Source organism: Streptomyces sp. NPDC051064, from assembly GCF_044455985.1.
Classification (GTDB): domain Bacteria; phylum Actinomycetota; class Actinomycetes; order Streptomycetales; family Streptomycetaceae; genus Streptomyces.
This window is the reverse complement of record NZ_JBITFK010000001.1, coordinates 681157-701784: the sequence shown is the minus strand read 5'-3', so window position 1 is coordinate 701784 and position 20628 is coordinate 681157. Positions and strand designations below refer to the sequence as shown.

The following is a 20628-nucleotide window of genomic DNA, read 5'->3' as shown; positions in this document are numbered from 1 at the left end:
GGTACAACAGCTCATTCAGGTCGCGCGGATGCGGTGGGCCTCGGCCACGATTCTCGGAGGCAGTCCCGGCCCTGCACACGCGTGGTCGATCAGCAGATTTCGGTAGGTGGTGTTCGCGAGCTCCGGCGCAAGGGCGATCAGGGCCATCAGATCGTCGGACGAGCCGGAAAGACGTGTGCGGTAGGCGGCGCCCGCCGCGCGCAGGGAGACCTCGTGGGGTTCGTACTCCAGGCCCTGTTCGACGAGGCTCGCGGCTGCGGCGAAGTCGCCCTGCTCCGCACGCACGTCCGCCAGGTCCAGGTAGAGGGACCAGTTGGCGGGGTCCCGGGTCAGGGCGCATGCGAAGGCCACTGCAGCCTGGTCCAAGTCGCCCATCACGCGCCAGGTGGCCGCTCGCGCGACTGCGGTCCACATGACGGGATCGACGGCATCGGCGCGATCGCACAGGGCGAAGCACAGCTCGTAACGGCCGCAGGCCCGGGGCAGCCGAGCCATGGAGGCCAGCGACTCCGGAACGGGACTGCGTTCGGACACCACCTCGATGGCATGGAACCAGGGCGCGAACCGCTCACGCATCTCGTCGGTGTCCAGGTCGTGGCCGTAGTCCAACGTCCTCAGACAGGCTTCGGCCAGCGCCTCGGCACTCACTGCGCCGAGAAAGCGTGCATCGCTGAACCAGGGTGCAGCGCCCCATGCCACATCGGGCCGCGCGCCGGTGACCGAACCAAGGGTCATCACCGCGTCGTCCATGTCCCCTTCGAGGAACAGAAAGTACGCCTGTGCCAGCACAGCGCTCAAGGAGCCATCCCCTTCGAGGCTCTCCTCGAGTTCCGGGCGCCGGTCCTGCCACAACTCGGCGAGGGCCGCATAGGGCTCCGGGACTGTCGGCGCCGAGGCTATCGCCCCCACCAGAAACTTCATGGCGCCGACCGGGCTTCCGCCGCAGTGCGCCATCACACCGGCGACTCTGACTCCCGCCGCCACCGACTGATTCGACATCCCCAGAGAGTATCCATGGCCGAAGGTTCTGGGAGCGTCCCGCCTGGACGACGATCACCGCAGTCGGCGATCGGGCGACAACGGGGCCTACATGCCTGGTCCTTCGGCGTGTCCGTCAGCTTGTCCAGTTCGCGCAGGGCCTGGGCGTGGGCGCTCATCCGGCGCGAGACCGCGCCGATCGTGAAGAGCGACCCGCCGACGACCGAGACCGGTATGGAGCTCCCGAGCACCGCCAGGACCTCGGGCCAGTCGCGTTCCCTCGCGCAGTTGGGACCAAGCCCCAGGTGCGGGTCTTCCCGGCGCGGTCCCGGAAGTCCACGTCGTCATAGTGAGATCGCATGGCCGACGAACCTGTCGGAGCCCGGGCGCGGCGGCGTCAGTCCGGGAGTCGCCTCAGCCACGCGTCCAGTACGGCGAAGTCCGCGCCGGTCAGCCCGCGCCAGGCCTCGACGCGGTGGAGGAGTGCCCGTCCTGGGTGGTGTGCCTCCACCCAGGCCCGGTCCATGTCGGTGATCTCGTCGTCGACCCAGGCGAAGGAGCGTCCGGCGGCCCATCCCACGAGTGCGGACGTCTTCCAGTGCAGTCCCTTCGTACCGTCGTCGAGGGGCGGGTCCGGCCGGTCCAGCACGGGGAGTTCCGGCAGGCCGAGCCGCGGTGCGACGTACTCGTTCGCGTCGGACATCCACGTCGTGGCCCACACCAGCTCGCACGGCAGCGACCTCAGCCGGCGTCCGTGGTCAGGGTCGATTCTCGTGATCAGTGGATTCGGGCCCGGCTTCCCGAAGGCCGGGTATCCGTCGGGGAGTTGTTCCCGGGTGGCGCCGAACGGGATCAGCGGGCCGTCGACATCGAGGAAGAGGAGGGGCAGCGGGGAGCGGGACACGCGTCAGCGGAGCCCGTCCACGAAGGCCTGCCAGGCGGCGGTGCTCATGATGAGCACGGGGCCGGACGGGTTCTTGCTGTCGCGGACGGGGACGGATGCGGAGCAGCCGTCGGCGACCTCGACGCATTCGCCGCCGGTGTTTCCGCTGTACGAGGACTTCCGCCAGACCGCGCCGCCGGTCATGGTGCACTCGACGCAGTCACCGCCGGTGTTTCCGCTGTAGCTGGACTTACGCCACGGCGCGCTCTTCTGGTTCGGGCCGATTGCCATAACGCTCCTCCATCACACGGGCGATCAGTGCCGCGGAGTCCTCGACGGAGAGGGCTGCGGCCTGCAAGTGAGCGTAACGGCGCGCAGCCTCCCTGATGGTCTCGGGGCTGGCGGTCATATGGCCGGAGATGAGGTCCTCCGTATAGATCAGGTCCGGGTCGTCATCGAAGCGCATTGCGGTGAACGACCCCGCGAGGCTGGAGTGTTCACCCGCCAGGAACGGCAGCACCTGGATCCGCATCCACCGGTGCCTCGTGAACTCCAACAAGCGGGCCAGTTGGTTCCGCATGATCTCGCGCCCGCCGATCGGCCGGTGCAGCACCGCCTCGTCCAGGATCGCCCAGGCCAGCGGCGGCTGTTCCCGCTCCAGGATCCGCTGGCGCTCCATCCGGGCCGCGACCAGGCCCTCCAGGTCGTCGGGCATGCCCGTGGCCAGTACCGCTCGCGCGTACGCCTCCGTCTGCAGCAACCCGTAGACCAACTGCGCCTGATACGTGGAGATGTACGTCGCCCGCGCCTCCATCTCCGCGTACGGCTGGAACCACGTCGGCAGTTGGCTCCGCAGGACCAGGCCCACCAGCCGCGAGAACACCCCGTCCGTGCCGAGCGCGGCGTCCAGGCGTTCCGAGAAGTCGCGGGTCGGCACCTTCCTCGTCGTCTCGATCTGGCCGATCAGTGAGCCCGTGCAGAAGATGATCTCGCCGAGCTGGCCCTGCCTGAGGCCGTGGGCCTCGCGCTGGCGGCGCAGCTCCCAGCCGTAGTAGTCCAACGGGGAGGCGCTGGGGTCGAGTGACTGCACGTTGGCCACGGCGGGTGCCTTTCGGTGCAACGCCTGGCGGCGTTCGTTTCAGGTCGTAGCCGAGAGTAACCACTGCGTTGCACGCTGGTGCCATGAATCACGTATCCGATACCCGGACCGGTGACGCGGAGGCCGCGGTCTACCGCGCTGACCTCGCGATGGGCGCCCACTCCGCCCGTCATCTGCGCCGCATCCTGCGGCTCTACCTCATCCGCTGGGGCCTGGTCGATGTGGCGGACGCGGCGGAGCTCGCCCTCACCGAGCTGATCGCCAACGTCGTACGGCACGTTCCCGGCCGGCGCTGCCAGACCCTCATCTTCCTGCTCCCCGCCGGGGGTGTGCGCGTCGAGGTCGCGGACGCCTGTCCACGGCTGCCCCGCGCCCTCGCCGGGGACGTGCTCGACGAGGGCGGGCGGGGGCTGTTGCTGGTGGACGCCGTCACCGACAGCTGGGGCGTCGAGGAGCGTCGCGACGGGGGCGGGAAGACGGTGTGGTTCGAGTGCGCTCAGCGGGATGCGGCGAGCTCCGCCAGCACCGCGTCGGTGAACGGGGTCCAGACCTCGGCCGCCCACGGTCCGAAGGCCCGGTCCGTCAGGGCGACGCAGGCCGCGCCCGCCGCCGGGTCGATCCAGAGGAACGTGCCGGACTGGCCGAAGTGGCCGAAGGTGGCGGGGGAGGAGGAGAGCCCGGTCCAGTGCGGCGACTTGGAGTCGCGGATCTCGAAGCCGAGCCCCCAGTCGTTGGGGTTCTGGTGACCGTAGCCGGGGAGCACGCCCTTGAGGCCGGGGTGTACGACGGTCTGCGCCTCCAGGACCGTACGCGGGTCGAGGAGGCGCGGGGCCTGCACCTCGGCCGCGAAGCGCACGAGGTCGTCCACGGTCGAGACGCCGTCCTTCGCGGGGGAGCCCTCCAGGGACGTCGACGTCATGCCCAGGGGTTCCAGGACCGCCTGGCGGGCGTACTCGGCGAACGGGATCTCCGTGGCCTTCGCGATGTGGTCGCCGAGCACCTCGAACCCGGCGTTGGAATACAGCCTGCGGGTGCCGGGGGGCGCGGTGACCCGGTGTTCGTCGAAGGCGAGGCCGCTGGTGTGTGCGAGGAGGTGGCGGACGGTCGAGCCCTCGGGGCCCGCCGGCTCGTCCAGCTCGACGGCGCCCTCCTCGTAGGCCACCAGCGCCGCGTAGGCCGCCAGTGGCTTGGTCACCGAGGCCAGCGGGAAACGGTGCGCGGTGGGACCATGGGTACCCAGGAGCGTGCCGTCCGAGGTGACGACGGCGGCTGCCGCGGTGGGGACGGGCCAGTTCTCGATCATCGCCAGGCTCTGCATGCGTATGAGCCTAACGGGAGCCGAATCCGGGATCGCGACCCGATTACGCTTGCTTCAAGTGCACTCCAACGTTCTAGCGTGGAGGCCATGACGGTGATGGAGAGCAGTTCCGCACGGACGGACACCCGCGCTTCCGCCCCTAAGGCGCATCCGCGCCCCGAGGGCCAGGACCACTACACCATCAGCGAGGTCGTCGCCTTCTGTGGGCTCACCGCCCACACGCTGCGCTGGTACGAGCGGATCGGGCTGATGCCGCACGTCGACCGCTCCCACACGGGCCAGCGCCGCTTCAGCAACCGCGACCTGGACTGGCTGGCCTTCGTCGGCAAGCTGAGGCTGACCGGAATGCCGGTCGCCGACATGGTCAGGTACGCGGAACTCCTGCGGGAGGGCGACCACACCTTCGCCGAGCGGCAGGAACTGCTGGAAGCGACCCGGCGTGACGTGAAGACACGGATCGCGGAACTCCAGGGGACTCTCGCCGTGCTCGACTTCAAGATCGATTTTTATGGGGGCGCCCGCGCGGCGTCGGAATCGGAAAGGGTCTGACCTTATGAGCGAGACCGAAAAGATCGCGACCGTACAGCTCGCGGACGGAGGCCCGCAGGTCGGTGTCCAGGGGCTCGGATGCATGGGGATCAGCGAGTTCTACGGTGCCACCGATGAGCCCTCCGCCCGGGACACCCTGGAGGTGGCGCTGGAGGTCGGAGTCACCCTCTTCGACACGGCGGACATCTACGGGAGCGGCGCCAACGAGACGTTCCTCGCGCCGTTCGTCGGGGCGCACCGCGACGAGATCACGCTGGCGACGAAATTCGCCATCGAGCGGAGGGACGACGACCCGCACTACCGGGGTGTGCGCAACGACCCGGCGTACATCCGCCAGGCCGTCGAGGCCAGCCTGCGCCGGCTGGGCACCGATGTCATCGACCTGTACTACATGCACCGCCGCGACCCGCTCGTCCCGTTCGCCGAATCGGTGGGTGCGATGGCCGAACTCGTACAGCAGGGCAAGGTCAAGCAGCTCGGGCTGAGCGAGGTGACCGGGGACGAGCTCCGCGAGGCGCACGCCGTGCACCCGATCGCGGCCCTGCAGTCCGAGTGGTCGCTCTTCAGCCGGGACGTGGAGCGCAGCGCCGTGCCCGCGGCCGTCGAGCTCGGGGTGACCCTCGTGCCGTACTCGCCGCTCGGCCGCGGCTTCCTGACCGGGGCGTTCGCCGACGCGGCCAAGGACCTGACGAAGGACGACTTCCGCAAGCACCAGCCGCGCTTCACCGGGGAGAACGCGAAGACCAACGCCGCGCTGCTGGAGCCCGTGCACAAGATCGCGGCGGCGCACGGCGTGACGGCCGCGCAGGTCGCCCTGGCCTGGGTGCAGCAGCGGGCACAGGTGCACGGCCTGACCGTGGTGCCGATCCCCGGCACGCGTAAGCGCAGCCGTCTGCTGGAGAACGTGGCGGCGACCCGGCTCACGCTGACCGAGCAGGAGCTGGAGCTGCTGGAGCCCATCGCGGGCCAGGTGGCGGGGGACCGGTACCCGGACATGAGCAACACGGCCACCGCGCGGGAGTAGCCGGGCACGGCTTCCCGGGCAGGCCGGAACGCGGGGGCGCGAAGCGGGCATGACGCTCTTGGATCGTCGACATCCACGGGCGCGGCGCCGACGAGACGTTACTCGCGTCGGCCGTGGGGGCGCACCGGGGCCAGGTGTCAGCGCTCCGCTGAGTATTCGTGAGCCCACCTCTGTGGGGTCGGGTAACCAGAATCGCCGAGCGTCGAATCAGCATGAGAGGAGAGAAAACCGCTGCCGCCCTGGGCGTAAGGCGCGTACTGCGCGGTATGACCTTGTCCGGTGGCGTCGACCGGTGGCGGCCATGAATGGTTCTCGCTCGAGCTCGGGTACAGGGCGCGGTCCAAGTCGTGGGCGGTCTCGCCGCTCCGGGTGAATTCGTCTGTGAGGCGCCGGTGACGGCCCCGGTCGCGGCGTACATACGGGAGGCGGCCGGCTGCGAACAGCGATTGGGCCCGGGAGACCAGTTCCGTGAGCCCGATGCCGAGTTGGGCGGCAAGGGCTGCGGCATCCGCGCCCTTGCTCCAGCCGTCCACGAGCAAGGAGTCGTGAGCGTGTGACCACTCCTTCAGTCCTGTGGGCCCCGCAGGTGTTGCCTGTCGAGTGGGGAACTGTTCCACGCGGGGTGACGGAATGGATGACTGCGTGGAGTCCAGCCGTACTTTTACCGCAGGATCGGCGCCTTGGGGAGCGGGCAGGGGGCTGCTGTCGTCGGAAGCGGCCTCCTTCGCCGGGCCGGCCTCCGGCCCGGCGGCCGACGGATGGCTGAGCAGCGCCCCGGCGAGCGAGCGGGCATCGCTCTTTCCCACGGTACGGCGGGCAAGTCGCACCTCGCGCTCGTTCAGTCCCAGCAGCTCGGCAACGGCTGCGTCACTACCCACAGTGACGGCGAAAGCGGCAAGAGTTCTTGCACGTTCCGCCTGGGCCCCGTCGAATACCGACTGCGCCTCACGCACGCGGTCGTCCGCACCGCAGAAGGCGTCGGCCAAAACGGCGTGCCGTTCCCACATCTCCCTGGCTTCCACGGTCGGTCAACGCCGCTGCGGTTGAATAGGCGTCAGTGAAATCCTGAATTAACCCGATTGGGCCTGCTAGGTCATACGTGCAGAAAATCGTTCCGCGTCGGGTTTCCGGCCGTTCGTGCTTTCTTGCGCGCGAACCGGCATGACGTTCTCCGTCACATCATCCGACCGGCGTGTTCTTCTGGAGGCGGAGTATCCGCAACGTCCGCTCTGTTTCCTCCTGGTGGTGCCTGTAGGAAGTGAGCCGGCGCCACTCCGGGTCCGGGGCGCCGGGGAGCGTGCTGCCGCGGGCAGCCCAGAGCCTGAACAGCTCCCCGTACATCGGCGTTCCTGTTCTCTCATGGACTGCTGTGGGGAAAGCCGTATGCGGTTGCACCTCAGGGCGGGATTCCGCAGCCCTGGGGCCGGGCACGTTTCCCGCCCTCCCGCGTGCCTGTTCCGAAACAAAAGATGCGTAGCCGGTGCCAGTTGCCGTCGGAGCATCACTGTTACTCATGCTTGAGAAACGAACGCCCGCCACACTTGTCACTCCTCGTACGGCGTCCCGTGACATCGGCGGCCCCCGGCGGCCTCAGGCCGGCCGGAGCGCGAAGACCGCGAAGCCCGCCGCGAGCAGCCCGGCCGCTGCCCGGCGGGCGTTCGCGGTCCGGCCGGTGGTCTGCCAGGGAGCCTCGAACCTGCGGGCGTACCGGGAGATCAGCACCAGCAGGGCGGCGAACACGGGCATCCACGCCAGCCGGGCCAGGATCCAGCTGATCGAGTCCGGGTCCGTGGTCAGCCCGGGTACGGCGCCGGCGAAGGAGGCCGGGACGGCGGCGGCCAGCATCGCCGTCTGGTGCCAGCACAGGATCGTCATCGCCGACAGGTTGATGACCACCACGGGCGCCCACAGCGCGGGACGGCGCAGCGCCCGACCGATCCGGCCGTGCAGCAGGACCGCCGCACCGCTCTGTGCCGAGGCCAGGGCGAGGACCAGCAGCGACGGCGGATGCGAATTGGTCCGGGCCTCGCCCGGTACGCCGACCATCGAGGCCGGGTAGTGGAAGGCGAGCAGCAGCACGGCGAACAGGGCCGTGCCGCCGACGAGCAGGAGCCGGGCGCCCCGCCGTGAGAGACGGCCCTCGCCCCAGCTGACGCCGAGCTGATACGCGAAGAGCCAGCCGGGCAGGATGTTCAGCAGGCTCAGCCAGGACGGCACGGCGTCCGCGTACGGCCCGTAGCGCAGGAAGTCGACCGCGGCGACCGAGCCGATCAGCGGGGCGGCCGCCCAGCCGCCGAGCCGCCGGGCCAGTCGTACGCAGTAGGGCGTGAGAGCCGTGACCACGGCGTACACCCCGACGAACCAGAGCGGCTGGATCACCAGCTTCGCCCCCGTACGCAGGGTGTCCTCGGGGACGCCGACGGCGTACAGCACCGGGATCATCAGCGCCCACACGGCGGTCACACCGAGCACGGGCCTGCTCAGCCGGACCATCCGGCCGCGCAGCCACGCGCCGGTGGTGGACGGACGGCGGTGGTAGGAGAGGACGGAGGCGTAGCCGCCGACCAGGAAGAACACGCCCAGCATCTGGAGCACCCAGCTCACCGGGGAGAACACGGCGAACGTGGAGAGCGGGCTGGCGTTGTGCAGGCCGCCCTCGCTGTCCAGGCCGAACCCGCCGAGCAGCCAGTGACCGGCCGGTACGGCCATCAGCGCCAGGGCGCGCAGCCCGTCGACCGCGCGGTCGCGGTGGGCGGGAGTGCCCGCGTCGATCCGGGAGACCAGCTGCCGCACGCTCATCGGGAGACCCCCTCGGCGATGGCGGTGAAGGCGCGGAGCGAGTCCGTGCCGGGGGCGAAGTAGCCGGTGTGGCCCTCGGCGTCCTCCGCGGGCACCCGTCGCGCCCCGAACTCCTCGTCGGCCGGGTCGGCGCCGTGGCCCAGACCCGCCACCTGGACGTGCGGCACGTCGTCGATCCAGTCGGTGTCGTCCTTGGCCGCCCAGACACGTGCCCCGGTGTGCAGACCGGCCACGTCGTCCGCGCGCATCCCGGGGGAGCCGAGCACGACCAGGTCCGTGGCGCCGAGACCGGAGGCCGCGAGCCCGCACACCACCGAGCCGTAGCTGTGGCAGAACACGACCGGCGCGGGCAGCCCGTCGGCCGCCAGCCCCGCCTGGAACCGGGTCAGCCGCTCCGCCCCGGCCTCGGCCAGCGTGCCCGTCGCGGCGTCCAGCCCGAGGCCGACCGGGGTGGTGTAACCGGCCCAGGCGATCACCGCACTGCCCTGACCCGTCCCGGCGTACAGGGACTTGGCCATGCCCGCCGGGGTGCCGTACACGTCGCCGCGCCGGTCGAAGGTCCCCGCGTCGATGTCCGACCCGGGCACCACGACGGACACATGACGCGCGGAGCGCAGGTCCCCGAAGACCTCGGCGACCTGGCCGCGCCCCCGCGGGTCGAAGGCGAGGATCTGCCGGCCGGACGCGGCGAGCCCGGCGTACCGGGCGTCGTCGGAGGCGCGCAGCGCAAGGGCGTTGGCGCGGTAGCGGAGCTCCAGCGGCGCCCCGTCCAGATTGCCGACGACCGACGGGTGCCGCTCCAGCAGCACCTGCTGCTCGGCCGCACTCAACCCCCGGAAGAACGCCCGCACGTGATCGGGCGTCGCGCGGCCCGGGTCCGGTAGCTCCCGCCCCAGCACCCCGTCGGCACGCCACGAGGCGCTGCCGGGCGGCGGCCCCGTCACCGCCCGCTGGGTGTTCCCGGACGCCCAGCCGGCCGTCCCCGCCACCACGGTGGTCGCCAGTGCGACCGCGGCCAGCGTCCTCGCGAATCGGCGCATCGTGCCCTCCCCTTACGGATCCGGCGCACCGTTCGGTGTGCCGGAGAGGAAGGTAGGAAGACGGTGGGTGACAGGGCGTCACACCGGGGAGCCAACTGTCCGGTGCTACCGGGGTAGGGGGCGTACGGGGGGACAGCCCCCCGTCGAGCAGGGGGTCAGCGGCAGGGGCGGCTACGCCTCACCCGGAGCCACCAGCCCCGACTCGTACGCGAAGATCACGGCCTGTGCCCGGTCCCGGAGCCCGAGCTTCGCCAGCACTTTGCCGATGTGCGTCTTCACCGTCTGCTCTGCCAGCACCAGCCGCGCCGCGATCTCCTGGTTCGACAGGCCCCGGGCGATCAGCTCCAGGACCTCCGTCTCGCGCGGTGTCAGACCGTTCAGCCGCAGTGCCGGCCCACCGGACGGCGGAGCCGGGCGCTGCCGTGCGAAGTCCGCGATGAGCCGCCGCGTCACGGACGGCGCGAGGAGCGCGTCCCCCGCCGCCACGACCCGCACCGCCGAGATCAGATCCGTCGGCGGGGCGTCCTTCAGGAGGAACCCGGACGCGCCGGCGCGCAGCGCCTCGTAGACGTAGTCGTCGACGTCGAAGGTGGTGAGCATCAGGACCTTCGGCCGGTGCACCACCCCCATCGGCGGGCTCAGCAGCTCGCGGGCGGCGGCCAGTCCGTCCATCTCCGGCATCCTGACATCCATCAGGACGACGTCCGGATGCACCGACCTGCTGACCTCGACGCCCTGGCGCCCGTCCGGGGCCTCGCCCACCACGTCGATGTCGCTCTGCGCCGCCAGCAGCGCGGCGAACCCGGCCCGCACCATGGCCTGGTCGTCGACGATGATCACGCGGATGGTCACGATTCCTCCGGAGTCACGGATGGAGAGGGCGGCCTGTCCGGTGGCAGCGGGAGCCGCGCGGCCACCCGGAAGCCCCCGTCCGGCAGGGGCCCGGTGTCGAGTGTGCCGCCGGTCAACCGTACGCGTTCCCGCATGCCGACCAGCCCGTGTCCGGTCCCCGACGTCTCCAGCGGTGAACCCGGCTTCCTCGCCTCCTCGTTCACGACCAGCACGGTCAGATGGCCGTCGCGCGCCGTGACCGACACCCTGGTCCGCGCACCCGGCGCGTGCCGCACCACATTGGCCAGCGCCTCCTGCACGATGCGGTACGCCGACAGGTCCACCGCCTGCGGCACGCCGCCCCGCTCCAGCGCCTCCCGCACGTCCGTCGCCATCGACAGCTCGGCCGGGAGCCCCGCCCGTACCGTCGCCTCCACCAGCTGCTGCACCCGGTCGAGTCCGGGCTGCGGGGCGAGCTCGCCCCGGCTGCCGTCACTGCGCAGCACCGACAGCAGCCGGCGCATCTCGGCCAGTGACTCCCGGGCCCCGGCCGCGATCGAGGCGAACTCCGCCCGTGCCTCCTCGGAGAGCCCGCTGACCCGGTACGGCGCCGAGTCGGCCTGCACCGTGATCACCGACATGTGGTGCGCGACCACGTCATGGAGCTCCCGGGCGATCCGGGTGCGCTCCTCCAGCAGCGTGCGCTGCGCCCGCTCGGCCTCGCTGATCGTCTCCTGCTCGACGAGCCGGCGCTGGGCCTCGCTCCGCTCGCGTACCGCCGCCCCGATCACCAGCACCGCGCCGCTGAGGATGAACAGCAGGAGCGCGCTGGTGTTGTCGTGCGACGGCCTGAACAAATACAGCAGAAGCCCGGCCGCGCCCGTCGCCAGCCAGACGCCGATCGCTGTCCGCCGGCTCTCCCGCAGCCCGAGGGCCAGCAGCACGAAGAGATAGCCGACGAGGCCCGGAGGAGTCCACGGCCAGAGGGTGTCGGGGCGCAGCCCCTGGCCCAGCAGCACCAGGGCGCCCACGATGTCGGCGGCGAAGACGATCCACCAGGCCTGCAGCGGCCGGTGCGCCAGCATCAGCAGGGGAGCGGCCTGCCCGACGGCCAGGGCTCCGGCAAGCGCGCCGGGCACCCCGTAGTCGTTGGCCAGCACCTGGATCGTGACCGGGATGAAGATCGCGGCGAGCGCGAGCACGGCCACGTACGGCACCAGCCGCAACCAGCGTCTCGGGGAGTCGGCGAACAGCGGGGTCGGCGGGTGGGACGCGTGGGACAGCCCGTGGGCGAGCTCGCGCAGATTGCGGCGGGCGGCGCTCAGCAGACCGTCGGCGGGCGGGGGCCCGGTGGGAGATGGGGGCATGATCGGGTCAGAGTAGGTGCGGGGTGTGCCGGGCGGCGTCATACCCGGGGGTGGACCCGCGGGCCGCCGGCCCCGTACCCAGGTAGGGGACGGCCCTGTTCCGTGAGTGGGACGGCGGGGTGCTGCGGCGTCCGGCGAAGTACGGCCTACAGCTCGGCGAGGAGCTCCGCCTTCTTCGCGCTGTACTCCGCGTCCGTCACCAGGCCCGCCTGGTGCAGGTCCCCGAGGTGGCGTATCCGTTCCGCGATGTCCGCGGGGTCGCGCCGCGCACCGCCCACCGGGACCGGCGCGGTCGCGACCGGCACCGACTGCGTCCGGCGCACGGACTCCAGGACCGCCGCGGCGAACGGCAGCGACTCGTGCACCGGCCCGTAGCCCAGGCCGAACACCACAGCGGCGGGATCCTGGTCCGGCTGGGCGCGGACGGGCGTCTGCCCGCCGGGCACCGGGTCCGGTCCGGGGCCGTCCGCGTCGGAGTCCGACGCCGCGCCGCGTGGCAGCAGCCGGAGATATCCCTCGAAGGCCTCGGGCGAACGCCACTCGATCCCGCCCAGCTCCGCCACGGGGAACGTCTGGTCGCCCGCTTTCCACTTGGCGCTCGACGCCCCCGTCCAGAACCACCGGAAGGAGACCAGGGACCCGTCGAAGCCGGCCCGGCCGTCGTACGCCTTGAAGTGCATCGGCGCCTCGGGCGCCGTCACCATGAAGCGTTCGGCGGGCAGGGACGCCTCGGACCCGAGCACGGCGCGCAGCTCGTCGGCGTAGTACTCGGCGAGCGTCTGGCGCTCGGCGGGCAGTACCAGGCGGTAGGGGTCGCTCCCCTCCTTGAGCTGCCCGGCCGCGGCCGCGAGCAGCGGATCGGCACCTGGTCTCGGCACCGCCCGCAGGACCACCGTGCCCCGCTTGCCGGGGGTCAGCGTCACCGAAGACAACGCCGCGTACGGAATGCGGCGTTCACGCAGACTCTGGAAGAGCCTCGGCGTGCGGATTCCCCGTTCGAAGCGGATGAGCACGGAGTCGGTGTCGAACTCCCAGGTGGCATGAATTCCGGCCAGCACATCACCCATGTGCCTCATCGTATGTGGCACAGGCCCGCACGTCCCCCTTCGGTACTGGCAGAATCGCGACCAGGCAGACAGGCCGTTCGCCGCTCTCTACGCGCGTCAGACGTCTTTCTACGCGCGTCAGGCCTCTGACTCGCCGGAAATCTCCCGCTGGCACGCGCCGTCGGAGCTCGCACAGCTGACCGAGTCGTAGGCGCCCACGCCGATTGCGGCGAAGTTGTCGAGACTCTCCGTGCCCGGCTCGAAATAGCCGCTGTGCCCGATCGCGCCGTTAGCCGACACGATCCGCGCGCCGAAGGCCGGGTCGACCGGGTCGGCGCCGTGTCCGAGCCCGCCGAACGCCATGTTCGGCACGTCCGCGATCCAGTCGTCGCTGTCCCGCATCGCCCAGACCCTGGCCCCGGTGTGCAGGGCGTCGGCGTTGTCCGCCCGCATCCCGGGGCTGCCGGCCACCGCGATGTCGGACACCCTGGACGGCAGCTCGTCCGCGGCCATGCCGCACAGCACGGAGCCGTAGCTGTGGCAGAACAACGAGACGTCCGACGCGCCGGGCAGCGCGTCCAGGAGGCCGTTCAGCCGCTCCGCCCCCTCCGCCGCGAGCCCGCCCAGCGCGGAGTCCATGCCGATCCCGACGGGCGCCGTGTAGTCCGCCCACGCGATGACCGCCGTACGCGAACCTGGACGCGCCGAGCGCTCCGCGGCGTACAGCGACTGCGCCATGCCGACGGGCGCCGCGTTCTTCTTGACCCCGGTGCGCTCCAGCGTCAGGAGATTCGTGTCGACCCCGGGGACGACGACCGAGACCCGCTCGGCCCGGTCGAGGTCGCCGAGGACCTCGGCCGCCCGGCCGCGGCCCGACGGATCGAAGGCGAGGATCTGCCGGTCACCGGAGAGCATGGACCGGAAACGCGCCAGCCGGAGCGCGGCCTGATGGCGCCCGTCCGGTGAGAGACGTGTGTCCCGCGCCCGCTGTTCCTCGGCCGATTCCGCCTGCGCCAGCGCGTGCCGGTTGGCCCGGTAGCGCAGGGTGACCGGAGCGCCGTCCAGATTCCCCACCACCAGCGGGTACTTGTCGGCCAGGGCGACCTGCTGGCCCGCCGTGAGCGTCGCGAAGAAGTGCGCCAGCCGGTATGCCGGGGCGCTCACGTCCGGGAGGGCGTGACCGGCTATCCGGTCCTTCGCCCAGGAGGCGAGCGCCGTCTCGCGCGGCGCTGACGTGTGCTGATGACGCACGGCGGTCCATCCGGTGGTCGCCAGCATCACGAACACGACCGCGATGGCGAGCAGAGCGCGCCACGCGGTGAGAGTGGGGGAGGAGTCGAAGGAAGTCACTGCGCCCCACCCTAGGAGACACGCGCGTGACGTCGTGGCAGGGGTGACACGGATCACTCGACCGCGGGGAATTGACCGTCCGTCTCTTACGCTCCGTGTGCGCGGGATCCACGATCCGATACGGATGAAGCCCGTCGCGTACGCGAATCGGCCCCCGGAGCAGGGGCATTGTGAGTTCGGCCATGCGGGAGCGGTGAGGGGTGCGGCACAGCTGTGCGGTTCGCGTAAGCGTGCCTACGCGGCGCGCCAGCTCCCGGAGAGCGCAGGTCCGAGCTGGTCCAGGTGGAGTTCGGTCAGCTCCCTGAGCGCCTCCACCCCGGCGTCCTCGCGGCGGCCCCACAGCTGTCCGGTCATCCGCATCACCCCGGAGAACGCGGCGACGGCGACCCGGGGGCGCGGATCCGTCTCCGGGTCGATCCCCTCACGCTCCGCGATCAGCAGGGCGGTCTGCTGCTCCAGGCCGATGTGGCGGCGCATATGGGCGGCGTGCAGCGCGGGGGTCGACTCGATCACCCGGTAGGCGCGCATCTGGAGTTCGACCGTGACGTCGTCGTCCGTCTCGGCGATGGTCTTCCAGGCATCCAGTGCCGCCCGGCGCATTGCCTCGAAAGGGGCTTCCGCGGCGGGACGTTGACGCAGCTCCGCGAGGAAGCGCGCGTCCACCGCCTCCTGGACGGCGAAGGCGACGGCCTCCTTGTTGGCGAAGTAGCGGAAGAAGGTGCGCTGGGAGACATCGACGGCGTCGACGATCTCGTCGACCGTCGTCCGGTCGTAGCCCTGTGTGGTGAAGAGCCTGAGGGCGGTGTGCAGCAGGGCCTCGCGGGTGCGCCGCTTCTTACGCTCGCGCAACCCGGTCGGAGCCCCCGGCACGGGAACCCCGGATGTCTGCCTGCGTGTCACGTACCGGACCTCTTTTCCCTGCTTTTCCCTGATCAGCCTACCTGTGAGCTACGTGACAGTTACTGTCTTGTGAATTGGTTTGTCAACTGTCAGTAGCTGACATAACGTCCCGCGTATGACAAGTCAGACCACAGTCGACAAGGCACCGCGGGAGCCTGACGACACCCTTGTTCCCGCACCGGTGAAAGGGCTGCGCGGCCACCCCTGGCTGACGCTCTTCGCCGTGGCCATCGGCGTGATGATGGTGGCCCTCGACGGCACGATCGTCGCGATCGCCAACCCCGCGATCCAGCACGACCTCGGCGCCTCGCTGGCCGACGTCCAGTGGATCACCAACGGCTACATGCTCGCCCTCGCGGTGTCCCTGATCACCGCGGGCAAGCTCGGTGACCGGTTCGGCCACCGGCAGACGTTCCTGATAGGCATCGCGGGCTTCGCCGCCGCCTCGGCGGCCATCGGCCTCTCCCAGGGCGTGGCCCTGGTGATCATCTTCCGGGTGCTGCAGGGGCTCTTCGGCGCCCTGCTGATGCCGGCGGCGCTCGGTCTGCTGCGCGCCACCTTCCCGGCCGAGAAGCTGAACATGGCGATCGGCATCTGGGGCATGGTGATCGGTGCCTCGACCGCGGGCGGCCCCATCCTCGGCGGTGTGCTCGTGGAGCACGTCAGCTGGCAGTCCGTCTTCTTCATCAATGTCCCGGTCGGCGTGATCGCGCTCGTCTTCGGCCTGGTGATCCTCAAGGACCACCGCGCCGAGAACGCGCCCAGGTCCTTCGACATCGGCGGCATCGTGCTGCTGTCGCTGGCGATGTTCTGCCTGATCTGGTCGCTGATCAAGGGCTCCGAGTGGGGCTGGGGCGACCCGAAGACGATCGGGTTCCTCGTCGGTGCCATCGTCCTGTTCGCCGCGTTCGCGCTCACCCAGACGAAGGTCAGGGAGCCGCTGATCCCCCTGGCGATGTTCCGCTCCGTGCCGCTGTCGGCCGGCGTGGTCCTGATGGTGCTCATGGCGTTCGCCTTCATGGGCGGCCTGTTCTTCGTCACCTTCTACCTGCAGAACGTCCATGGCATGAGCCCCGTCGACAGCGGTCTGCACCTGCTGCCGCTGACCGGGATGATGATCGTCGGCTCCCCGCTGGCCGGCGCCGCGATCACCAAGTTCGGACCGCGCGTGCCGCTGGTGGGCGGCATGGTGTCCGTCGCGGTCGCCATGTTCGGGATGTCCCAGCTGAGCATCGGCACCGGCACGCTGACCATGTCGCTCTGGTTCGCGCTGCTCGGCTTCGGCCTCGCACCGGTCATGGTCGGTGCCACCGAGGTCATCGTGGGCAACGCCCCGATGGAGCTCTCCGGTGTCGCGGGCGGACTCCAGCAGGCCGCCATGCAGGTCGGCGGAAGCCTCGGTACGGCCGTACTCGGCGCCGTCATGGCCGCCCAGGTCGACGCGAAGCTCGACGGCAACTGGAAGGCCGCGGGACTCCCGCCGGTCGACCCGGCGCAGCTGGACCAGGCGTCCGCCGCCATCAAGGTCGGCATGCCGCCCGTCGCACCCGGCACCCCGCCGGAGATCGCGGCGACCATCACGGGCGTCGCCCATGACACCTTCGTGTCGGGCATGAGCACGGCCTTCATGGTCGCGGGCATCGTCGCGGTGGTCGCCGCCCTGGTCGCCACGCTCACCAAGCGGGGCAAGAACGCCGAGGCCGGAATGGGCGCGGGCCACATCTGACCCCTCGGAGACACCTGGCCCGCCCCGGGCCGCCCCTGGGACCCAGGCGTCAACACAGCGCACCCGACAGCCCCGCCGGACGGTTCCGGCGGGGCTGTCGCCTATCAGGGTGGTCCGCCGCCAGGCCCCTTCCCGGCCCGTACTCCCGCAGGTCAGAGTGCGGACATGGCGAGCCGCCCGGCTCGCTCGACCACGGGGGTTGATCCACCATGCGCAAGACCGTCCTCGCCGCCACCCTGGCGGCCACCGCACTCGTCCCGGCCACGGCCCTGTCCTCCGGCGCCGCGCCGGCCGCCCACCACGGGCCCACCGGACAGGAGCGCTCCCGCAGCGCCCCGCAGTCCGCCCCGGCGGGGCTCGCGCCGTGCGGCGCGGGGCAGCTCTGCCTCTGGGCGAAGTCCGGCTTCACCGGGCCCAGGCAGGTCCACGAGCTGTCCACCGTGGACATCGAGAGCTGCGTCCCCCTGCCGGACGCAGGCCACGCCCAGGCGCTCGTCAACCGCACCGGCCGGCCCGTCACCACCTACCAGTCCGCCGAGTGCGCGGAGACCGGCGAGTTCGAGACGTACCCGGGAGGCGGCACCTGGGTGCCCCGGTCGCCGTACGCGGTCCGGGCCTTCAAGATCTGGGAGAGCTGAGCGAACGCCGAAGGGCGGCGGACCCGGGGCCCGCCGCCCTTCTTCCGGAACCGTGGGTTCCCTACGCGTCGCCGCCCTCCGGGCCGGGGCCCGCGGCGGTCACGTCCAGCAGCTCGTAGCGGTCCAGCGCCGTCTTCAGCGCCGAACGGTCGATCTTGCCTTCCTTGGCCAGCTCCGTCAGCACCGCGAGCACGATCGACTGCGCGTCGATGTGGAAGAAGCGGCGGGCCGCCCCCCGGGTGTCGGCGAAGCCGAAGCCGTCCGCGCCCAGCGACTGATAGGCGCCGGGCACCCAGCGCGCGATCTGGTCGGGCACGGACCGCATCCAGTCCGAGACCGCCACGAACGGGCCCTCGGAGCCGGAGAGCTTCCGCGTCACGTAGGGGACGCGCTGCTCCTCCTCCGGGTGGAGCAGGTTGTGGCGCTCCACGTCCACGGCCTCACGGCGCAGCTCGTTCCAGGAGGTCGCCGACCAGACGTCCGCCTTCACGTTCCACTCGTCGGCGAGGATCCGCTGGGCCTCGACCGCCCACGGGACCGCCACGCCGGACGCCAGGATCTGGGCCGGGATCTCGCCCTGCTCGCCGGCGCGGTAGCGGTGCACGCCCTTGAGGATGCCCTCGACATCCACGTCGGCGGGCTCGGCGGGGTGCTGGATCGGCTCGTTGTAGACGGTGAGGTAGTAGAAGACGTCCTCACTGTCCTCGCCGTACATCCGGCGCAGACCGTCCTTGACGATGTGCGCGATCTCGTACCCGAACGCCGGGTCGTAGGAGACACACGCCGGGTTCGTCGAGGCGAGCAGCTGCGAGTGGCCGTCCGCGTGCTGCAGGCCCTCACCGGTCAGCGTCGTACGGCCGGCGGTCGCGCCCAGGACGAAGCCGCGCGAGAGCTGGTCGGCCATCTGCCAGAACTGGTCACCGGTCCGCTGGAAACCGAACATCGAGTAGAAGACGTACACCGGGATCAGCGGCTCGCCGTGCGTGGCGTACGCCGAACCCGCGGCGATCAGCGAGGCCGTGCAGCCGGCCTCGGAGATGCCGTCGTGCAGCATCTGGCCGGTCGGCGACTCCTTGTACGCGAGGAGGAGCTCACGGTCCACGGACTCGTACTGCTGACCGAGCGGGTTGTAGATCTTCGCGCTCGGGAAGAACGCGTCCATGCCGAAGGTGCGGTACTCGTCGGGCGCGATCAGCACGAAGCGCTTGCCGATCTCCTTGTCCCGCATGAGGTCCTTCAGCACACGGACGAACGCCATGGTCGTGGCGATCGACTGCTGACCCGAACCCTTCTTCGCGGTCGCGTACGCCTTCTCGTCCGGAAGGGGCAGCGGCTTCGCCCGCACCACACGGGTCGGGACGTAACCGCCCAGACCCTGGCGGCGGTCGTGCATGTACTGGATCTCTTCCGAGTCGCGGCCCGGGTGGTAGTACGGCGGGTTGCCGTCCTCCAGCTGCTTGTCCGCGATCGGGATGTGCAGGCGGTCACGGAAGCGCTTCAGGTCGTCCGCCGTGAGCTTCTTCATCTGGTGGGTCGCGTTGCGGCCCTCGAAGTTCGGTCCGAGCGTCCAGCCCTTGACCGTCTGCGCCAGGATCACGGTCGGCTGGCCCTTGTGGGCCTTGGCCGCCGCGTACGCCGCGTAGACCTTGCGGTGGTCGTGACCGCCGCGGCCCAGGTGCAGGATCTGGTCGTCGGACATGTCCTTGACCATGTCCCGCAGCCGCGGGTCGTCACCGAAGAAGTGGTCACGGATGTACGCCCCGGTCTCGGTCGCGTACGTCTGGAACTGGCCGTCCGGGGTCGTGTTCAGCTTGTTGACCAGGATGCCCGTGCGGTCCTGCGCGAGCAGCGGGTCCCAGGTGCGGTCCCAGACCAGCTTGATGACGTTCCAGCCGGCGCCCCGGAACTGCGACTCCAGCTCCTGGATGATCTTGCCGTTGCCGCGCACCGGGCCGTCGAGGCGCTGCAGGTTGCAGTTCACCACGAAGGTGAGGTTGTCGAGGCCCTCGCGGGCGGCGATGGAGAGCTGGCCGAGGGACTCGGGCTCGTCCATCTCGCCGTCGCCGAGATAGGCCCAGACGTGCGACTTGGAGGTGTCGGCGATGCCGCGCGCCTCCATGTAGCGGTTCATCCGCGCCTGGTAGATGGCGCCGAGCGGGCCGAGGCCCATCGAGACGGTCGGGAACTCCCAGAAGTCCGGCATCGACCGCGGGTGCGGGTAGCTGGAGAGCGCGTGGCCCGCCTTCGACTTCTCCTGGCGGAAGCCGTCGAGCTGGGCCTCGCTCAGCCGGTCGAGCAGGAAGGCGCGGGCGTAGATGCCCGGGGACGCGTGGCCCTGGAAGAAGATCTGGTCGCCGCCCAGGCCGTCGTCCTTGCCCCGGAAGAAGTGGTTGAAGCCCACGTCGTACAGCGAGGCGGAGGAGGCGAACGTGGCGATGTGGCCGCCGACACCGATCCCGGGACGCTGGGCGCGGGAAACCATCACCGCGGCGTTCCACCGGGTCGCGTTGAGGACCTTGCGCTCGATCTCCTCGTCGCCCGGGAAGAACGGCTCGTCCTTCGTGGCGATCGTGTTGACGTAGTCGGTGCTGCGCATCTCGGGCACGGCCACGCGCTTCTCGCGCGCACGCTCGATGAGCCGGAGCATCAGATAGCGGGCCCGCTCACGGCCGCGCTCGTCGACGGCGGCGTCGAGGGAGTCGAGCCATTCCTGGGTCTCTTCAGGATCGAAGTCCGGGACCTGGCTCGGAAGGCCGCCAATGATGATCGGGTTGCGATCGGATCCGGAAGCCACGCTGTTCCTTCGCTGTTCGGTGGTGCTCTTCGGGGCCTGTATGCGGGGAACGTACCCCCGGGGCGGCTGCTGTACGCCGCCTCCATCGTGTACCGCGAGGAGCCGGACGTCATCTCTACTGTGGGGTAACACGAGGTTCCGGGACGCCGTGTCCGGGCACCAGTACCAGCAGCGCGAGAGCAGTCCTGCCCAAACCGCAACCATACGCCCAACCCGGCCAAGCGTTCCCAAAGCCCGTTCGAATCCGAATGGCGGAGCGAAACGGCATAAGCTGAGGAAGGACGTA

18 protein-coding genes and 1 pseudogene are annotated in these 20628 nt (G+C 70.6%); 5 read left to right on the top strand and 14 right to left on the bottom strand.

Annotated elements, in window-relative coordinates:
- Nucleotides 1-15 precede the first annotated feature (15 nt).
- The 4 genes from ACIBCU_RS03295 to ACIBCU_RS03280 form a co-directional block, all read right to left on the bottom strand.
- Nucleotides 16-921, bottom strand: coding sequence for a tetratricopeptide repeat protein (locus ACIBCU_RS03295; RefSeq protein WP_399228886.1), 906 nt, complete (start codon nt 919-921; stop codon nt 16-18).
- Nucleotides 922-1375: 454 nt separating this feature from the next.
- Entirely contained in the window at nt 1376-1882 is a 507-nt protein-coding gene (locus ACIBCU_RS03290) for an HAD domain-containing protein (protein ID WP_362937436.1), read from the bottom strand.
- 3 nt (nt 1883-1885) lie between these two features.
- A complete protein-coding gene (locus ACIBCU_RS03285) occupies nt 1886-2152 on the bottom strand; it encodes a DUF397 domain-containing protein (protein ID WP_362937433.1) in 267 nt (88 codons plus the stop codon).
- Nucleotides 2112-2960: a helix-turn-helix transcriptional regulator gene (locus ACIBCU_RS03280; protein WP_362937430.1), complete on the bottom strand. Its 849-nt coding sequence runs from the start codon at nt 2958-2960 to the stop codon at nt 2112-2114. The genes ACIBCU_RS03285 and ACIBCU_RS03280 overlap by 41 nt, the downstream gene beginning before the upstream one ends.
- 83 nt (nt 2961-3043) lie before the next feature.
- On the opposite strand from ACIBCU_RS03280, the pseudogene ACIBCU_RS03275 reads away from it, so the two are divergent.
- Nucleotides 3044-3454, top strand: a pseudogene (locus ACIBCU_RS03275) (ATP-binding protein); the annotation flags it as partial.
- Nucleotides 3455-3456: 2 nt separating this feature from the next.
- On the opposite strand, the gene ACIBCU_RS03270 reads toward ACIBCU_RS03275, so the two are convergent.
- Nucleotides 3457-4278, bottom strand: a complete 822-nt coding sequence (locus tag ACIBCU_RS03270; protein ID WP_399228883.1) for a serine hydrolase domain-containing protein — start codon at nt 4276-4278, stop codon at nt 3457-3459.
- 87 nt (nt 4279-4365) lie between these two features.
- Between ACIBCU_RS03270 and ACIBCU_RS03265 the strand changes: the two genes are divergently transcribed.
- Nucleotides 4366-4827 carry a MerR family transcriptional regulator gene (locus ACIBCU_RS03265; RefSeq protein WP_399228881.1) on the top strand — a complete coding sequence of 154 codons (462 nt, stop codon included), beginning with the start codon at nt 4366-4368 and terminating at the stop codon, nt 4825-4827.
- Nucleotides 4828-4831: 4 nt separating this feature from the next.
- A complete protein-coding gene (locus ACIBCU_RS03260) occupies nt 4832-5851 on the top strand; it encodes an aldo/keto reductase (protein ID WP_399228879.1) in 1020 nt (339 codons plus the stop codon).
- Between the two features lie 137 nt (nt 5852-5988).
- Here the strand turns inward: ACIBCU_RS03260 and ACIBCU_RS03255 are convergent, their stop codons facing one another.
- The 8 genes from ACIBCU_RS03255 to ACIBCU_RS03220 all read right to left on the bottom strand — a co-directional run bounded on the left by ACIBCU_RS03255 (nt 5989) and on the right by ACIBCU_RS03220 (nt 15184).
- The gene (locus tag ACIBCU_RS03255) at nt 5989-6873 is read right to left on the bottom strand and encodes a hypothetical protein (protein WP_399228877.1); all 885 of its coding nucleotides are present in this window, start codon (nt 6871-6873) and stop codon (nt 5989-5991) included.
- Nucleotides 6874-7441: 568 nt separating this feature from the next.
- Nucleotides 7442-8650 (bottom strand): acyltransferase, encoded by a 1209-nt coding sequence (locus tag ACIBCU_RS03250; RefSeq protein ID WP_362937413.1) that lies wholly within the window; start codon nt 8648-8650, stop codon nt 7442-7444.
- On the bottom strand, nt 8647-9690 hold the full coding sequence (locus ACIBCU_RS03245; RefSeq protein WP_362937409.1) for an alpha/beta hydrolase: 1044 nt from the start codon (nt 9688-9690) through the stop codon (nt 8647-8649). The genes ACIBCU_RS03250 and ACIBCU_RS03245 overlap by 4 nt, the downstream gene beginning before the upstream one ends.
- Nucleotides 9691-9861: 171 nt before the next feature.
- On the bottom strand, nt 9862-10542 hold the full coding sequence (locus tag ACIBCU_RS03240) for a response regulator (protein WP_399228874.1): 681 nt from the start codon (nt 10540-10542) through the stop codon (nt 9862-9864).
- On the bottom strand, nt 10539-11888 hold the full coding sequence (locus tag ACIBCU_RS03235) for a sensor histidine kinase (RefSeq protein ID WP_399228872.1): 1350 nt from the start codon (nt 11886-11888) through the stop codon (nt 10539-10541). The genes ACIBCU_RS03240 and ACIBCU_RS03235 overlap by 4 nt, the downstream gene beginning before the upstream one ends.
- A 146-nt stretch (nt 11889-12034) precedes the next feature.
- The gene (locus ACIBCU_RS03230; RefSeq protein WP_399228870.1) at nt 12035-12955 is read right to left on the bottom strand and encodes a DUF4429 domain-containing protein; all 921 of its coding nucleotides are present in this window, start codon (nt 12953-12955) and stop codon (nt 12035-12037) included.
- A 117-nt stretch (nt 12956-13072) separates the two neighbouring features.
- Nucleotides 13073-14284 (bottom strand): alpha/beta hydrolase, encoded by a 1212-nt coding sequence (locus tag ACIBCU_RS03225; protein ID WP_362937396.1) that lies wholly within the window; start codon nt 14282-14284, stop codon nt 13073-13075.
- 234 nt (nt 14285-14518) lie between these two features.
- Nucleotides 14519-15184, bottom strand: coding sequence for a TetR family transcriptional regulator (locus ACIBCU_RS03220; protein ID WP_362937393.1), 666 nt, complete (start codon nt 15182-15184; stop codon nt 14519-14521).
- 115 nt (nt 15185-15299) lie between these two features.
- Between ACIBCU_RS03220 and ACIBCU_RS03215 the strand changes: the two genes are divergently transcribed.
- Both ACIBCU_RS03215 and ACIBCU_RS03210 read left to right on the top strand, forming a co-directional pair.
- Nucleotides 15300-16910: an MFS transporter gene (locus ACIBCU_RS03215; protein WP_399228867.1), complete on the top strand. Its 1611-nt coding sequence runs from the start codon at nt 15300-15302 to the stop codon at nt 16908-16910.
- Nucleotides 16911-17119: 209 nt separating this feature from the next.
- On the top strand, nt 17120-17548 hold the full coding sequence (locus tag ACIBCU_RS03210; protein WP_362937387.1) for a peptidase inhibitor family I36 protein: 429 nt from the start codon (nt 17120-17122) through the stop codon (nt 17546-17548).
- A 61-nt stretch (nt 17549-17609) separates the two neighbouring features.
- Here ACIBCU_RS03210 and aceE read toward each other — a convergent pair whose 3' ends face one another.
- Nucleotides 17610-20342 (bottom strand): pyruvate dehydrogenase (acetyl-transferring), homodimeric type, encoded by a 2733-nt coding sequence (aceE, locus tag ACIBCU_RS03205; protein WP_362937384.1) that lies wholly within the window; start codon nt 20340-20342, stop codon nt 17610-17612.
- Between the last annotated feature and the right edge of the window lie 286 nt (nt 20343-20628).

What these genes read in the sequence shown, in the direction of transcription:
- ACIBCU_RS03210 (WP_362937387.1), top strand. Translation starts at nt 17,120, where the DNA reads ATGCGCAAGACCGTCCTCGCCGCCACCCTGGCGGCCACCGCACTCGTC.
- ACIBCU_RS03295 (WP_399228886.1), bottom strand. Translation starts at nt 921, where the DNA reads ATGAAGTTTCTGGTGGGGGCGATAGCCTCGGCGCCGACAGTCCCGGAG.
- ACIBCU_RS03250 (WP_362937413.1), bottom strand. Translation starts at nt 8,650, where the DNA reads ATGAGCGTGCGGCAGCTGGTCTCCCGGATCGACGCGGGCACTCCCGCC.
- ACIBCU_RS03285 (WP_362937433.1), bottom strand. Translation starts at nt 2,152, where the DNA reads ATGGCAATCGGCCCGAACCAGAAGAGCGCGCCGTGGCGTAAGTCCAGC.
- ACIBCU_RS03260 (WP_399228879.1), top strand. Translation starts at nt 4,832, where the DNA reads ATGAGCGAGACCGAAAAGATCGCGACCGTACAGCTCGCGGACGGAGGC.
- ACIBCU_RS03245 (WP_362937409.1), bottom strand. Translation starts at nt 9,690, where the DNA reads ATGCGCCGATTCGCGAGGACGCTGGCCGCGGTCGCACTGGCGACCACC.
- ACIBCU_RS03215 (WP_399228867.1), top strand. Translation starts at nt 15,300, where the DNA reads ATGACAAGTCAGACCACAGTCGACAAGGCACCGCGGGAGCCTGACGAC.
- ACIBCU_RS03235 (WP_399228872.1), bottom strand. Translation starts at nt 11,888, where the DNA reads ATGCCCCCATCTCCCACCGGGCCCCCGCCCGCCGACGGTCTGCTGAGC.
- ACIBCU_RS03230 (WP_399228870.1), bottom strand. Translation starts at nt 12,955, where the DNA reads ATGGGTGATGTGCTGGCCGGAATTCATGCCACCTGGGAGTTCGACACC.
- ACIBCU_RS03265 (WP_399228881.1), top strand. Translation starts at nt 4,366, where the DNA reads ATGACGGTGATGGAGAGCAGTTCCGCACGGACGGACACCCGCGCTTCC.
- ACIBCU_RS03270 (WP_399228883.1), bottom strand. Translation starts at nt 4,278, where the DNA reads ATGCAGAGCCTGGCGATGATCGAGAACTGGCCCGTCCCCACCGCGGCA.